The sequence below is a fragment of the Pedobacter anseongensis genome (assembly GCF_037482965.1).
Lineage (GTDB): Bacteria > Bacteroidota > Bacteroidia > Sphingobacteriales > Sphingobacteriaceae > Pedobacter > Pedobacter anseongensis.
Window position 1 is genome coordinate 1,229,873 of the sequence record NZ_JBBHKB010000001.1, and the last position, 14,343, is coordinate 1,244,215.

The 14,343-nt window shown below is 38.3% G+C and carries 15 protein-coding genes; 4 read left to right on the forward strand and 11 right to left on the reverse strand.

The features are described 5' to 3' along the window. Positions 1-3: 3 nt before the first annotated feature. The 8 genes from WG904_RS05415 to WG904_RS05450 form a co-directional block, all read right to left on the reverse strand. Positions 4-564, reverse strand: a complete 561-nt coding sequence (locus WG904_RS05415; protein WP_339578275.1) for a 5-formyltetrahydrofolate cyclo-ligase — start codon at positions 562-564, stop codon at positions 4-6. A 79-nt stretch (positions 565-643) separates the two neighbouring features. Beyond that, on the reverse strand, positions 644-1,204 hold the full coding sequence (gene efp / locus WG904_RS05420; protein ID WP_339578276.1) for an elongation factor P: 561 nt from the start codon (positions 1,202-1,204) through the stop codon (positions 644-646). A gap of 226 nt (positions 1,205-1,430) precedes the next feature. Beyond that, positions 1,431-1,991 (reverse strand): elongation factor P, encoded by a 561-nt coding sequence (efp, locus tag WG904_RS05425; protein ID WP_339578277.1) that lies wholly within the window; start codon positions 1,989-1,991, stop codon positions 1,431-1,433. 160 nt (positions 1,992-2,151) lie between these two features. Continuing rightward, positions 2,152-2,787, reverse strand: coding sequence for an ABC transporter ATP-binding protein (locus WG904_RS05430; RefSeq protein ID WP_339578278.1), 636 nt, complete (start codon positions 2,785-2,787; stop codon positions 2,152-2,154). 40 nt (positions 2,788-2,827) lie between these two features. Then, positions 2,828-3,622, reverse strand: coding sequence for an acyl-ACP--UDP-N-acetylglucosamine O-acyltransferase (lpxA, locus tag WG904_RS05435; protein WP_339578279.1), 795 nt, complete (start codon positions 3,620-3,622; stop codon positions 2,828-2,830). Beyond that, a complete protein-coding gene (locus WG904_RS05440; RefSeq protein WP_339578280.1) occupies positions 3,622-5,031 on the reverse strand; it encodes a bifunctional UDP-3-O-[3-hydroxymyristoyl] N-acetylglucosamine deacetylase/3-hydroxyacyl-ACP dehydratase in 1,410 nt (469 codons plus the stop codon). The genes lpxA and WG904_RS05440 overlap by 1 nt, the downstream gene beginning before the upstream one ends. Before the next feature lie 2 nt (positions 5,032-5,033). After that, positions 5,034-6,104, reverse strand: a complete 1,071-nt coding sequence (lpxD, locus tag WG904_RS05445) for a UDP-3-O-(3-hydroxymyristoyl)glucosamine N-acyltransferase (RefSeq protein WP_339578281.1) — start codon at positions 6,102-6,104, stop codon at positions 5,034-5,036. A gap of 116 nt (positions 6,105-6,220) precedes the next feature. Continuing rightward, entirely contained in the window at positions 6,221-7,444 is a 1,224-nt protein-coding gene (locus tag WG904_RS05450; RefSeq protein WP_339578282.1) for an HD domain-containing protein, read from the reverse strand. Positions 7,445-7,545: 101 nt separating this feature from the next. Here WG904_RS05450 and porX point away from each other — a divergent pair, with 101 nt between their 5' ends. From porX to WG904_RS05470, 4 genes are all read left to right on the forward strand, one after another. Then, on the forward strand, positions 7,546-9,099 hold the full coding sequence (gene porX, locus WG904_RS05455) for a T9SS response regulator signal transducer PorX (protein ID WP_339578283.1): 1,554 nt from the start codon (positions 7,546-7,548) through the stop codon (positions 9,097-9,099). Positions 9,100-9,125: 26 nt separating this feature from the next. Further along, on the forward strand, positions 9,126-9,554 hold the full coding sequence (gene tsaE, locus WG904_RS05460; RefSeq protein WP_339578284.1) for a tRNA (adenosine(37)-N6)-threonylcarbamoyltransferase complex ATPase subunit type 1 TsaE: 429 nt from the start codon (positions 9,126-9,128) through the stop codon (positions 9,552-9,554). A gap of 166 nt (positions 9,555-9,720) precedes the next feature. Then, positions 9,721-10,947 (forward strand): alanine dehydrogenase, encoded by a 1,227-nt coding sequence (locus tag WG904_RS05465; protein ID WP_339578285.1) that lies wholly within the window; start codon positions 9,721-9,723, stop codon positions 10,945-10,947. A gap of 1 nt (position 10,948) precedes the next feature. Continuing rightward, positions 10,949-11,632: a M15 family metallopeptidase gene (locus tag WG904_RS05470; RefSeq protein ID WP_339578286.1), complete on the forward strand. Its 684-nt coding sequence runs from the start codon at positions 10,949-10,951 to the stop codon at positions 11,630-11,632. 47 nt (positions 11,633-11,679) lie between these two features. On the opposite strand, the gene WG904_RS05475 is transcribed toward WG904_RS05470, so the two are convergent. From WG904_RS05475 to WG904_RS05485, 3 genes are read right to left on the reverse strand one after another with little or no spacing between them, the layout of a single operon-like run. After that, positions 11,680-12,201, reverse strand: a complete 522-nt coding sequence (locus WG904_RS05475) for a histidine phosphatase family protein (protein ID WP_339578287.1) — start codon at positions 12,199-12,201, stop codon at positions 11,680-11,682. A gap of 6 nt (positions 12,202-12,207) precedes the next feature. Further along, on the reverse strand, positions 12,208-13,251 hold the full coding sequence (locus tag WG904_RS05480; protein ID WP_339578288.1) for an aminotransferase class I/II-fold pyridoxal phosphate-dependent enzyme: 1,044 nt from the start codon (positions 13,249-13,251) through the stop codon (positions 12,208-12,210). After that, positions 13,251-14,336, reverse strand: a complete 1,086-nt coding sequence (locus WG904_RS05485; RefSeq protein ID WP_339578289.1) for a glycoside hydrolase family 18 protein — start codon at positions 14,334-14,336, stop codon at positions 13,251-13,253. Before WG904_RS05485 ends, WG904_RS05480 begins: the two co-directional genes overlap by 1 nt. Positions 14,337-14,343 lie beyond the last annotated feature (7 nt).

The following is a 14,343-nucleotide window of genomic DNA, read 5'->3' on the forward strand; positions in this document are numbered from 1 at the left end:
TTTCTAAAATTCTATTATCCCGTTAGGAGTTATGCATTTATCTAAACGAACATCATGTAAATGTACATCATTAATTTCTGTTGCTGCGTCAAAAAAAGAAAGACCGATTTTTTGTGCTGGCAAATCCTGCAGAAAACGATCATAAAACCCCTTTCCATAACCTACTCGATGCCCCTTTAAATCGAAAGCTAATAAAGGAACCAGTACCATATCAGGAAGGGTAGTTGTTTTTTTTGCGCGTTGAGGTTCTGGAATATGAAAATGGTTGTTCACCAAATCTTCTTTCCCCAAATAAAGATAACGTTCCATTAAATTAGATACGAAATCGGTTTTAGGTACACTAATTTCAATTTCAGGATGATGCTCTTGCAACCAATCAATCAGCAGAAAAGTGTCTGGCTCTCTTTTAGCGGCAATTGGCAGAAAGACATGAACGCACTTAATCTTCGAGAAATCGAGCGTTTTAAAGCCCTCCAGCAACTTTTGGCTCAAAAACACACAATCTTCCTCGCTCAGCAAAAGGCGTTGCTGTAGGGCCTGTTTTCTGATTTGAGCTTTGTTCATGATTGGCGTATTGCTTGAAGCGTTTTGCTCGCCTATCACAATGCGCCAAACAAAACCTTCATTCCTAGTAATCTTAGTTTTATTTCACCCTTTCTACATACTCCCCAGTACGTGTATCGATCTTAATTTTATCGCCTTGGTTAACGAACATTGGAACTTTTATCTCAACACCATTCTCCAAAGTTGCACTTTTTAGTGCATTTGTAGAAGTATCACCTTTAACAGCGGGTTCTGAATAGGTAATCTCCATTTCAGTAAAGTTAGGAATTTGCGCCATAATTGGCTCTTCGCTTTCCATAGACACCAAAATGCTCATCCCTTCTTTCAAGAATCGAATCGATATTCCAAAAAGGGTTTTAGGCACATTAAACTGCTCGTAAGTGGTATTGTCCATTACCACCAAATAATCGCCATCCTCATATAAGTATTGGTAATCACTCGTTTCAACGCGACAAATTTCTACTTGTTCGTCGGTGCCCATTCTTGCCTCAATAAGCCTCGAGGTTTTGATGTTACGAAATTTGCCTGTGTAAAATGCACCACCTTTACCTGGTGTACGGTGATTCCATTCTTCGACAGTAACCAACTCTCCGTTGATACGAAGAATATTACCGATTTTTATTTCTGATGCCTTTGCCATAATATAATAAAGCCCGTTTTAAATTTTATTTTTTGAAGGCGCAAGGTAAAAATAAACTATGAAAATATAATAGGATTTTAAGATTACAACTAAATAGCTCCTTCACTATTGTTAAAGATTTAACCATGTAATCTTATTATCCTAAAATTTCTAGTAAAAAAAATGGCTTCGGGAACCACTCCGAAGCCAAAATCAACCTAAACCTAAAACTAAACTATGAAAATTCTTACTTAATTCTTTCTACATATTCGCCTGTTCGTGTATCAACCTTAATTTTATCTCCTTGGTTAATGAACATTGGCACTTTAATCTCTACTCCTGTTTCTACTGTTGCATATTTTAATGCATTGGTAGAGGTGTTGCCTTTAACCGCAGGCTCGGTATACGTAATTTCTAACTCTACGTGCGAAGGGGTTTGGGCCATAATTGGCTCCTCACTTTCAAATGCAATAATTACATTCATTCCTTCCTTTAAGAACTTTACCCCATCTCCAAATAAAAACGTGGGAATGTTGAATTGTTCGTAACTCGTGTTGTCCATTACCACCAGGTAATTACCATCTTCGTATAAATACTGGTAATCATTGGTTTCTACTCGGCAAATCTCTACTTCTTCATCAACACGGAAACGATATTCGACCAGTTTTCCGGTTTTTACGTTACGCATTTTAGCCTGGTAGAAAGCTCTTAAATTTCCGGGAGTACGATGAACATATTCTTCAACTTGTACCAATTCTCCATTAAATCGAAGAATATTACCGTTTTTAATGTCAGATGCTTTTGCCATTTTATTTGAAATTTTGTCTATTCTTATAGGCTTATTTCGTGGCGCAAAGGTATTAACTATTTTTTAATTTTGCAACAGCGTTTTAAAAATATTTTTTTTGCCCTATTTTAAACAGAAATAGGATAGATTCTTGCCGAACTTTGACAATCTTAACAAGTGATCATTTATAGTCGCTTATATTTAATCGCTCTTTGCAAAAACCATATTCATGTTCTTGATTAGAACCAACAATAATGGTTTTAGCAGCACCAAACTTCTCCACCAACCCTAAATACCAATCTACACCTTGCGTGTCTAAATTTGAGGTGGGCTCGTCTAATAAGAGAATAGGAGAATCGGCACAACACGCTAATGCCAACTTCGTTCTTTGTTTCATTCCAGATGAGAAGTGTTTTAACGCCTTGTCCTGCGATTTTTCGAGTCCCAAAAGCTCAATCACCTCACGCTCATTTAATCCATCTCCATAGCCCTTAAATTGAAAGTGAAACGCGATTGTTTCTTGCAAGGTAAATTCTTCTATTAAATCGATATATGGCGCTGCGAAGCTGATGTATTGATAAACGCTTTCTACATTAACTTCTTGAGAGCTTGCCTGCAGAACGGACTGTTTTAGGTAGCTTATCTTCCCCTCCGATGGCGTTAAACTGCCCAACAAAACACTTAATAAAGTTGATTTCCCTGAGCCATTTGGCCCCAGAACAGCATAATTCTGCCCTTGTTCAAACCGATAACTAACCTCTTTAAAGATCCACTCCTTATTAAACCTACGGCCAATGTTCTGAAGGGAAATATCCATAATTAGTAATGAGATTTTGCGTATGGTTACTGCCTGATGATTATCGCTCTTTGCTTCCAGAGCCAAAACCCCTCATCACGCCACGGTTAGAGTTGCGGATAAAATCAACAATTTCATCGCGGATTTCAGTAGGTTGGAACTCGGCTTCAATAATGTCTAAAGCCTTCGTTACATTATTATTCTTCACAAACAAAACGCGATAAATCTCTTGGATTTCATTAATATTTTCTGGCGTAAAGCCTCTTCTTCTTAATCCAACAGAGTTGATGCCTACATAAGAAAGCGGTTCACGCGCTGCCTTTACATAAGGCGGAACATCTTTACGAACCAATGAACCCCCTGTTACAAAAGCATGAGAGCCCACTTTCACAAATTGATGTATTGCCACCAAGCCCGCCAAAACCACGTAATCGCCAATGGTAATGTGTCCTGCTAAGGTAGTGCTGTTTGAAAAAATACAATAATTCCCCACTTCACAATCGTGTGCAATATGCGAATAGGCTTGGATTAAACAATTGTTGCCAATAACCGTTTTCCATTTATCTTTTGTGCCGCGATTTATCGTTACACATTCGCGGATGGTAGTATTATCACCGATTTCGGCTGTTGTAACTTCGCCTGCAAATTTCAAATCTTGCGGAATTCCAGAAATCACCGACCCAGGAAAAACACGGCAGTTTTTGCCAATCCTAGCGCCGTCCATAATCACAACATTCGACCCAATCCAAGTCCCTTCCCCAATTTCTACATCTTTGTGGATAACGGCAAATGGCTCAACAACTACATTGTCGGCTATTTTAGCCTGGGGGTGTATATAAGCTAAAGGTTGTATCATTATGCAGGTTCGTTTTCTTTTACTTTTGATATTTGCGCCATCATTTCTGCTTCAACTACAATTTTTTCTCCTACCATACCAAAGCCTTTCATTTGGGCAATTCCACGTCTAATAGGCTCCATTAAATCGCATCTAAACACAATAGTATCGCCTGGTAAAACCTGGGCCCTGAAACGAACATTATCTATTTTTAAAAAGTATGTTAAATAATTTCTTGGGTCTGGAACGGTGCTTAACACTAAAATACCACCAACCTGTGCCATGGCTTCAATTTGAATTACACCCGGCAAAACGGGAGCACCAGGAAAATGCCCTCTAAAGAACTCTTCGTTCATGGTTACGTTTTTAATGCCTACAACATGGGTTTTTGAAAGCTCGAGCACTTTATCAACAAACAAAAAAGGTTGACGATGAGGTAAAATATCCATAATTTGAACCACATCGTACAAAGGCTTTGCGTTTACATCGTATACCTTCTGTATTTTCTTTCCTTTTTCCTTTTTTATCGCTGCTTTAATTTTTTTCGCAAAAGCAACATTAGCGGCATGTCCAGGTCGCGCGGCCATAATATGGCCTTTTAAATGTACGCCAACAAGTGCCAAATCACCAATCATATCGAGCAGTTTATGACGCGCAGGTTCATTTTGGTAACGCAACTCCATGTTGTTCAAGATGCCTTGCGGAGCAACTTCAATTGCCGATCTGTTAAATATTTTCGCTAAATGATTAAGTTCATTTTTTGTTACCTCTTTATCTACAATAACAATTGCGTTATTTAAATCGCCTCCCTTAATAAGGTTGTTTTGTAATTGGTATTCCAATTCGTGTAAAAAACAAAATGTTCTGCACGAAGCAATTTCCTTTTTAAATTCGCTGATGGTCGATATGCCTGCGTGTTGGCTTCCCAACACTGGCGAATTGTAATCGATCATACAAGTGAACCGGTAATCGTCTAACGGCATCGCAACAATTTCTACCTTCCTGTCGGGTTCTGTATAGGTAATATTATGCGGAATAGTATAATATTCGCGATCTGTAGCTTGCGAAATTACGCCAATCTCTTCAAGTGCTTCAACAAACAAAATGGCACTCCCGTCCATAATTGGCGTTTCTGGCCCATCCAGTTTAATCAGCACATTATCCAAATCCATCCCCACCAACGAAGCCATAACATGCTCTACGGTACTAACACTTGCTCCGTTCTGACTAAGGGTCGTTCCCCTTGCCGTGTCGGTAACATTGTCGCAATCAGCATCTATGATTGGCGCTCCCGGGAGGTCAATCCGCTGAAATTTAAAACCATGATTGTCGGGAGCAGGGCAAAATGTAAGGTTCACATTTGCACCGGTATGTAAACCAACACCTTTAACCGAAATTTCACCTTTAATGGTTTTTTGTTTAACGTTCATTATTAATCTTGTCTTGTTGCTGTTTTCTCAATAATAGCCATTAGTTTGGCTATTTTCGCCTCCAACGCAATAATTCGTTTATCAACATCTGGCAGTTTCTTAAAAATAACGATAGAACGCATCCAATCTTTTAGGGGTTGGGCCGGACTACCATGCCATTTTTTATTCTCTTCTGTATCGAAATTAATTCCTGCTTGCGCTCCAATTTGCGTGCCTTTAGCAAGATTTAAATGCCCAGCAATACCCACTTGTCCACCAATAACGGAGTTGTTACCCAATTTAGTGCTCCCTGCAATTCCGGTTTGTGCCGCAACTACGGTATGAGCGCCAATATCTACATTATGGGCAATCTGAACTAGATTGTCTAGCTTTGCTCCCTTTCTAATGAAAGTAGAACCCATAGTTGCTCTATCAATCGTAGAATTGGCACCTATCTCTACATCGTCTTCGATCACTACGTTGCCAATTTGCGGGATTTTGTTATAGGTGCCATTTGGCTGCGGAGCAAAACCAAAGCCATCACTGCCGATTACAGCATTCGAGTGGATGTGTACGCGGCTGCCAATTATGGAGCGATTATAAATTTTAACACCAGGATCAATGGTGGTGCCGCTTCCTATTTTTGTGTCGGCCCCAATATAAATTTGAGTATAAATTCTACAATTATCGCCAATTTCCACGCGCTCCTCTATAGAGCAGAACGCACCTATAAATACATTTTTCCCAATTTTTGCAGTGGGGTGTATATAACAAGGCTGCGTAATGCCAGCTTCATTTTTATTTTGGTTTAGCGCTTCGTTGTACTTCTCCAAAAGCAATGAAAATGCACTATAAGGGTCTTTTACTTTAATTAAAGTGCTGGTTATGGGTTGAGTAGGCACAAAATCGTTTGACACAATAACTACCGAAGCCTTTGTTCTATATAAATAGTGTTCGTACTTAGGATTTGATAAAAAACAAAGTGATCCTTCGTTTCCGTTCTCTATTTTGGCAAGCTCACCAACCTTTGCGGTTGGGTCACCTACGATAATTCCATCTAAAAATTGGCTTATCTGCTCGGCAGTAAATTGCATTTTACAAAGTTAATTGTTAAATTGATATGAACAAATAAACAACTGTGGATAATCATAGTATTAATTACAAGGATAACGCAAGGTGGATTATTTTTTTGTTAATTTTTGTTAATGTCCTAAATATCCCTGGTATAACAAAGTATGTGCTTTCGAACCGTCTTATCTAACGACTCTAAGTTAGATAAATCTGATGCTTTTGTAATATCTATTAACGCTCCATTCTTCATTAAAATATTAATATTGCTATTTCCTGCGTTATACGCCCTATTTCGAATGGTGTCAGTAAACACAAAATACGAAATATCATCTTCTTCCAAGTTTAACGCAATAGCCGTGTTTTCACTTAGAACAGCTATTCTTTCAGCTGTAGGCGCATCGTTTGTGATCTCAACTTTGTAAAGTTTTCTTGCATTCAACATTTTACAAAGCCTTGCCAAAATTACATCCGGATGATTTTCCCAAACTTTAACCGCAGCATAAATATCCTGATCATCGAGTTTAGAAAACTGTAAAAGATGACTCTCGTCCTTAAAAAAATTAAGCTCAGATACATCTTCTTGCAAAAAATGCTGTAAGGCAGGTGTTGCAAAGAGCACTGTCCCGCTTGATGCCAATTCTTTTGCACGTTCTAAGATTTTCACCAACAGCTGCTCGCCAGCAATTACCGTTTTATGGAGATACACTTGCCAATACATTAGCCTTCTGGCAATTAAGAATTTCTCTATCGAGTAAATCCCTTTTTCTTCAATTACCAATTGATCATCAACCACGTTAAACATTTTTATAATTCGATCAAAGCTAATTACCCCTTCACTTACTCCCGTAAAAAAGCTATCTCTGTTTAAATAATCCATTCGATCTAAATCGAGCTGACCCGAAATTAGCTGGCAGAAAAAGCTACGGTGATATTTTCCTCTAAATATTTCTATTGCTGAATCTAAGGCCCCATCAAACTCTTCATTCAACTTATCCATCATCAACAAAGAAATATCTTCGTGCTGAATGCCGTTTACCAAGGTGTGTTCGAGTGCGTGAGAAAAAGGACCATGGCCTATATCGTGTAGTAAAATGGCTATGGTTGCGGCTTCTTCCTCTTCAAAAGAAATAGCATGACCCTTGCTTCTTAGTACTTCTAGTGCCAGGCTCATTAAATGCATCGCACCCAACGCATGATGAAATCGCGTATGTAATGCGCCAGGATACACTAAGTGTGTCATTCCCAATTGCTTAATATACCTCAGCCTTTGAAAATAAGGGTGAGAAATTAAGTCGTAAACTAGTGCCGATGGAATGGTAATAAACCCATAAACAGGGTCATTTATGATTTTCTTTTTGTTCAATTCTTAAAAATAAATTATACGGTACAAAAATTGCTATTTTTATCGACAGTAGAAAAGACTAGCGCTTTTAAAACCTTTAAATTACATAAAAAGTATATATAATGCAGGAAACCAAAATTTTATGGGCTGATGATGAGATTAATTTATTAAAACCACATATTTTATTATTGAATGAAAAAGGCTATCATGTAACTACGTTTACAAATGGTAACGATGCCTTATCCGCTTTCGAAAAAGAGCACTTTGATCTTGTTTTTTTAGATGAAAATATGCCTGGGATGAGCGGATTAGAAACCTTATCGGCCATAAAAAACATTCGCTCTGATGTTCCGGTAGTGCTCATTACCAAAAGTGAAGAAGAAAACCTGATGGAAGATGCTATAGGCTCTAAAATCGATGATTATTTAATAAAACCAGTAAATCCAAAGCAAGTCCTTTTAACCATTAAGAAAATAATCGATAAAAAACTCTTGGTAAGCGAACGCACTTCTTCTGCCTATCAGCAAGATTTTAGACGATTGGGCGTGACTTTAAATGATCGATTAAATTATGAAGAGTGGATTGAAGTCTATAAAAAACTAGTGTTTTGGGAACTTGAGCTCGAAAAATTAGACGACCCTCAGATGCACGAGATTTTAACCATGCAAAAATCGGAAGCAAATGCGCAGTTCTCGAAATTTATTGAGGATAATTATTTAGACTGGATTAAAAATAAAGATAAGGCCCCTTTGTTATCAAACGACCTTTTAAAGAAAAAGGTTTTCCCATTAATTAATAATACTACTCCGGTATTTTTTATTCTGATTGATAATTTAAGGTATGATCAATGGAAAATTATTAACCCGTTAATTAGCGAATATTTCAGGCTCGATGAAGAAGATACCTATTCGAGCATTTTACCTACGGCTACTCAATATGCAAGAAATTCAATTTTTGCAGGCTTAATGCCTTTAGAAATGGAAGCGCGGTTCCCGTCTTTATGGCAGAATGATGATGAGGAGGGTGGAAAAAACTTACACGAGGAAGCCTTTCTTGCCGATCAAATTAAACGCAGCCTTCGTAAAGACTGTAAGTTTAGCTACCATAAAATATTAACTTTTGACCAGGGAAAAGAACTCACTGAAAAGGTAAATAATTTAATGGATAATGAATTTAATGCAATAGTTTACAACTTTGTCGACATGCTTTCCCACGCCCGTACTGATATGCAGATGATTCGTGAATTGGCAAATGATGATGCCGCTTATCGATCCCTCACCTTGTCGTGGTTTGAACATTCTCCTTTGCTGGATCTATTAAAGAAAATTTCTCAAAAAAGAGTTAAAGTTATAATTACCACAGATCACGGCACCATCCGTGTAAAACATGCAAGTAAAGTTATAGGCGACAGAAACACGAATACTAATTTGCGTTATAAACAAGGTAGAAACCTAAATTATAACGCCAAAGAAGTTTTTTTAATTAAAAACCCTCACGAGGCTCAACTTCCGAAAATAAATATCAGTTCGAATTATATTTTTGCAAAAGAAGATCGCTATTTCGTTTATCAAAATAACTATAATCAGTTTGTTAATTATTACAATGAAACGTTTCAACACGGAGGTATTTCGCTAGAAGAAATGATTATTCCGATTGCTACGTATAGTCCGAAGTAATATAAATCCTCTCTATATTTGTATCGATGAAATCTATAACGATTAAGGATATAAGTGAGCTAAATAGCGTAGCCGAAGCTTTACTCACTTTTGCGAATGGCGAAAAGTTCTTTGTTTTTGAAGGGGAAATGGCCGCCGGAAAAACGACTTTAATTAAAGCGTTTTGCTCAGTTTTAGGCGTTAACGATGTGGTAAGTAGCCCAACTTTTTCGATTGTAAACGAATACTCCTCCGCTAACGGCTTAGTCTATCATTTCGATTTTTATCGGCTAAAAAACCTGCAAGAAGCATTCGATATTGGCTACGAAGAATACTTTTATAGCAACACCTACTGCCTTGTAGAGTGGCCCACAAAAGTGCAAGAGCTTTTACCAGAAAAATATGTTAAAGTTGAGATAAGAATTACTGGCACTGACGAGAGGGCATTTTCTTTCACTTTGGTGAACAATACGTAATAAGTATTTAGTCGTTAGTATCTTAATTAGATTCATATCTTGCCGCGCTGAATTCTGATTCCCACCCTGTCTAACTACTTTATACTAACTAGTCAATACTCGCTTTAAAAAATTGCAAATCCTCTATATTTTCCGTAACTTCATGCTACTAAAACTACCTTAACTCATGGCTACAGGATTACGCGAAGGCATGGCCGCTATTGCCCAAAGAGGAATATTGCAGGCACAAGAAGAAATGCTGGAAACGAATAAAAAAAGCAATAGTTTATACATTGGTATTCCAAGAGAAATTTCTTTTCAAGAATGTAGAATAGCATTAACCCCGCTTTCTGTTGCTCTTTTAGTAAATAATGGTCATAAAGTAGTTATCGAAACGGGTGCTGGGATTGGCGCCAATTTTTCCGATAAAGATTATAGCGAACAAGGTGCGCAAATCTGTTTCAACAAAAAAGATGTGTGGAACGCCGACATCATTGTTAAAATAGCTCCTCCAACGCTCGAAGAAATTGGGCTGATGCATAAAGGACAAACCCTCTTCTCTGCCTTACAAATCGGCACCTTAAAAGACACCTATTTAAAGGCCCTTCTTCATAAAAAAATAAATGCGATTTGCTTCGAAAACCTTCGGGATGAAGGGAATGTATTGAGCGTGGTGCGGGCCATGGGCGAAATTGTAGGCGCAACTTCTATTTTCATTGCAGCCGAATATTTAAGTAGTGCCTTTGGCGGAAAAGGCCTTATGTTAGGCGGCTTTACCGGGGTGCCGCCCACCGAAATTGTAATTTTAGGCGCGGGTACCGTGGGTGAATACGCTGCGCGAACTGCTCTTTCTTTAGGTGCAGAAGTAAAAGTGTTCGACAGTTCGATCTTTAGGTTGCGCCGCCTGCAAAATAATTTAGGTAGCAGAGTGTTTACCTCAGTAATGCAGCCTATTGTACTCGCAAAAGCAATTACTACTTGCGATGTAGTTATTGGAGCCATACGATCAGAACACGGCCGAAGCCCTTGTTTGGTGATGGAAGAAACCGTAGCAAGAATGAAACCTAATGCGGTTGTTGTTGATGTAAGCATTGATCAGGGTGGTTGTTTTGAAACCTCTGAAGTAACCAACCACAAGGATCCTGTTTTCATAAAACATGATGTGATACACTATTGCGTTCCAAATATTGCTTCTCGCGTGCCCCGAACAGCATCCTATGCGCTAACCAATATATTTGCCCCCATATTAGTAGATATTGGCGACATGGGCGGTTTAATGAATATGGCGTGGAAAAGACCAGGGATAAGGGATGCGCTTTATACCTATCAAGGTAATTTAACAAACAAAGATTTAGCCAGCATGTTCAATTTGCCCTATAAAGACCTAGAACTTTTGGTCGTATCAAATCAATAATATGAAGAAGTTAACGCTACTTTTCTTACTTACGCTTTGCCTAAATGCTTGTTCACAAAATAACTTCCAAAATCCATATGGTTTGGCGATTATAAATACAAGCGAAAATTATAAAAAAAGCATTAAAACAAACCCCAACAACGAGTTAGTAGAAATTAAAAAAGTTATCCCTTCTGTTGTTTTAGACATTCGTTACGCCACCAAAAACAATTTCATGAAACAGGTGATGTACAAACAAGCGAGAGCCTTTGCACGAAAACCCGTGGTCCAGCAACTAAAGATCATTCAAGCCGAACTTGCTAAAAAGGGCTATGGATTAAAAATTTTTGATGCGTATAGACCCTATGCCATCACCCTTTCTTTTTATGAGAAAGCGAGCAATAAAAACTTCGTTGCGAATCCACAAAAAGGATCAAAACACAATCGAGGTTGTGCGGTAGATTTAACCATTATTGATTTAAAAACCGGTAAGGATGTGCCTATGCCTACACCTTACGATAGCTTTGCGCAAGAAGCATCGCCGCGTTTTAATGAATTACCTGCAGATGTTATTAAAAACCGAGATTTTTTAATTGCTACCATGCACGCTTACGGTTTCAAGGTAATTTATAACGAATGGTGGCATTTCGATTTTAAAGACTGGCAAAAATATGATTTAATGGACATTCCGTTTCAAAATCTTTAGTTTTTGGTATAGATCGACTTTGGTTCTTGCTTTATTTTTGCTTGGGCTTATTCTTTAGCGTGATGAGCTAAGCCATAGCGATCTACTTTTACGTCCTTTTTATCTCCTTTTAACGTGAGTAAAAATATATAATCGTAATCATCGTCGGTTAATTCTTTTACAGGTTTTGCAACGCCAAACGCAACTAAAATCTCTTGAACGGTGTTGGAGTGACCGATAATTAACATCTTTTTCCCTTTTGCATTTTTTATCAAGCCCTCTGCGAATTCTTTTTGTTTCGCGGGGTCGTATATTTTAATGGCCAACCCAATTTTATCAGCTGTTGGATACCCCGTTAATTTGGTGCGTTTATAGTTGGTAGAAAAAATCGAGTCTAAACTTTCTCCTTTTAGGTACTTGGCAAGTGCTTGTGCTCTTTCTTTTCCTTCTGGCGATAAATCTGGGTCTTTATCTTTTGGGTCTGATAAATCTTTTTCTGCATGCCTAACTACCCAAATTTTGGTAGTTTGAGCAGATATGCTTTGCTGCCCTATAAAAAGGAAGGTTAAAATAATAAGTAGGTTCTTCATCTATGCTTATTTATGAATATTTGTTAAAGCTAAAATTAATTCCTCAATATCCGTACATGTATGCCAACTACTTAGTACAATCCGATTAATTAAGCTTCCATTTTTATCGGGATAAGCAAACGAAGAAATTAAAATGCCATTTTTCTTTAATTCTTTATTGACTGTTGGTGAAGTGGCTAAAAACACGGGGAAATCTGCTGTAAATAACCAATTTTCAGTGTCTTTTAAGGCTTCCGCCAAATAATTACTTAACTTATTTAGTTTGGAGAGCTCGTGTTGATAGATGGATGAAGCATGCATAAAAGCAAATAATCCGGCTGCTGAGGGTGGCGAAGCACCAAGAAATTCATTGCTTTGTTTAAGCGTGGATATAAGGGTTTGAGGGCCTAATATCAAACCTGCGTCTACACCAAGCGCTTTAGCCATAGAGGCCACAATAAGGATTTCAATATTCTTTAATCTCGGCAAGGCAGGAATCGCTCCTTTCCCGTTGTTGATAATCCCTATTCCATGCGAATCATCAACGATTAAAATAATCTGTTTCTCTTCGTTAATCGCTTTAAGAAAAGAGAAATTATAAACTTCAGGGTAAAGATTATTCAGCGAATTGCTAATCACTACCCATTTATCGATTTTGCTACTATTTATCTCCTTAACAAGGGATTTCGACCAATCGTTAAAGCTACCGCAGGTTTTGGGCGTTTCGTTTATCCACAATGCAGGGTGTGTTGCAGGAGCATAGCGAACTTCGCCCATTGCCGAAAGGTTTTTAATGGCAAGTTGTGCAGCTAGATACCCACTCGACGTGATTAGACAAGCACCCGCTCCATAGTAGGTCGCCGCAAATTGTTCAGCATCATCGTATATGCCCAATTGCACATTATTAGCTCTGCTTGTGCCATTATTTAAACCAAAACGCTCCAGGCCTTCCAAATAAAGCTTACGGAAGCCCTCATGCTGAGGAATTCCTAAATAGGCAGTTCCGCCGAAATATAAGTAGCTTTCTTGCCCTAATGTAAGTTTACGCGAAATTTGGGTTGGTAGTTTCATTAATAGGGTCTTCCTAACTGGTCATTTGCCGCTTTTATCAATGAATTTGCATTATTACTGTCGTGAGAGAACTCCCAGAACATAATGCCATTGCATCGGTCTTTAGCGCGTTGAGCTTTTATCCAAGTTAACTCAATGCCATTGTACCCATAAGCTAAACCGTTAACCGTGGCTACATTTAGGTAAGGATTAGCGCCAGAGGCCTCGATATCTCTATATCCGAGCGATTTAACTGGAGAGCCTCCACTTTTGCCGTAAAGTGGCATGCCGAGGATTGCCTTTTCCTTCGGCATTCCCTTAGTTGTTAACCACACATTTAGACTGGCATCAGTCATTTTCAAAGATGCGTGATTCAATGGTTCAGCAGAATCATAACCCGCACCATCGTATTGCATAATATTGAAGAAATCTACATACTCATAAACGGCAGGTTCAATAGCGTCTTTGTTAGTAGAAACATAAACTGCAGGCGTAATGGCGGCGCTTAAGGTGATATTGCTTTTGTGAAGTTCAATAGAAAGTTCTCTCATCAAAGCAGTATATTCTGTATTAGGCCCACCATTTAATGTTCTAGGGTATTCCCAATCTATATCTAATCCATCTAAATTATTAGTTTTTGCAAAGCTCACTAGATTAGTCACAAAATTAGCTCTAGTTGTTGAATTCTTGGCTATGGCCGCAAAAACACTCTCTGCACCCATTACTGATATTCCAAATTTCACGTTGTTATCCTTTGATTTCTGTTTTAAAAGATTAAATCTGGAGGTTTCTGTAGCGGTAAGCGGTAAAACAGAACCATCAGCCGTAGGGTTAATGTTTAAAAATGCAAAAAACAAATGTGTAATCATTTTATATTTAGCGTCGACCACCGAGGCCGGATCTCTATATCCTGGCATATACGCTACGATCTTAAATGTACCCGCTACCCATGGTGTTCGTGTTGGCGGAGTTGGAATAGTAAACGTTGGTGGTACAACCACTGGCGGCGTAACTGGGGGCGTAGGTGTAGGATCATCGCCCTTTTTACAGGCGCTTAATAGCACTATCGCAATCCCGAAAATAGTTAGTAGTTGTTTTGTCTTCATAGGTAGA

What these genes read in the sequence shown, in the direction of transcription:
- WG904_RS05415 (WP_339578275.1), bottom strand. Translation starts at nt 564, where the DNA reads ATGAACAAAGCTCAAATCAGAAAACAGGCCCTACAGCAACGCCTTTTG.
- efp (WP_339578276.1), bottom strand. Translation starts at nt 1,204, where the DNA reads ATGGCAAAGGCATCAGAAATAAAAATCGGTAATATTCTTCGTATCAAC.
- efp (WP_339578277.1), bottom strand. Translation starts at nt 1,991, where the DNA reads ATGGCAAAAGCATCTGACATTAAAAACGGTAATATTCTTCGATTTAAT.
- WG904_RS05430 (WP_339578278.1), bottom strand. Translation starts at nt 2,787, where the DNA reads ATGGATATTTCCCTTCAGAACATTGGCCGTAGGTTTAATAAGGAGTGG.
- lpxA (WP_339578279.1), bottom strand. Translation starts at nt 3,622, where the DNA reads ATGATACAACCTTTAGCTTATATACACCCCCAGGCTAAAATAGCCGAC.
- WG904_RS05440 (WP_339578280.1), bottom strand. Translation starts at nt 5,031, where the DNA reads ATGAACGTTAAACAAAAAACCATTAAAGGTGAAATTTCGGTTAAAGGT.
- lpxD (WP_339578281.1), bottom strand. Translation starts at nt 6,104, where the DNA reads ATGCAATTTACTGCCGAGCAGATAAGCCAATTTTTAGATGGAATTATC.
- porX (WP_339578283.1), top strand. Translation starts at nt 7,546, where the DNA reads ATGCAGGAAACCAAAATTTTATGGGCTGATGATGAGATTAATTTATTA.
- tsaE (WP_339578284.1), top strand. Translation starts at nt 9,126, where the DNA reads ATGAAATCTATAACGATTAAGGATATAAGTGAGCTAAATAGCGTAGCC.
- WG904_RS05465 (WP_339578285.1), top strand. Translation starts at nt 9,721, where the DNA reads ATGGCTACAGGATTACGCGAAGGCATGGCCGCTATTGCCCAAAGAGGA.
- WG904_RS05470 (WP_339578286.1), top strand. Translation starts at nt 10,949, where the DNA reads ATGAAGAAGTTAACGCTACTTTTCTTACTTACGCTTTGCCTAAATGCT.
- WG904_RS05475 (WP_339578287.1), bottom strand. Translation starts at nt 12,201, where the DNA reads ATGAAGAACCTACTTATTATTTTAACCTTCCTTTTTATAGGGCAGCAA.
- WG904_RS05480 (WP_339578288.1), bottom strand. Translation starts at nt 13,251, where the DNA reads ATGAAACTACCAACCCAAATTTCGCGTAAACTTACATTAGGGCAAGAA.
- WG904_RS05485 (WP_339578289.1), bottom strand. Translation starts at nt 14,336, where the DNA reads ATGAAGACAAAACAACTACTAACTATTTTCGGGATTGCGATAGTGCTA.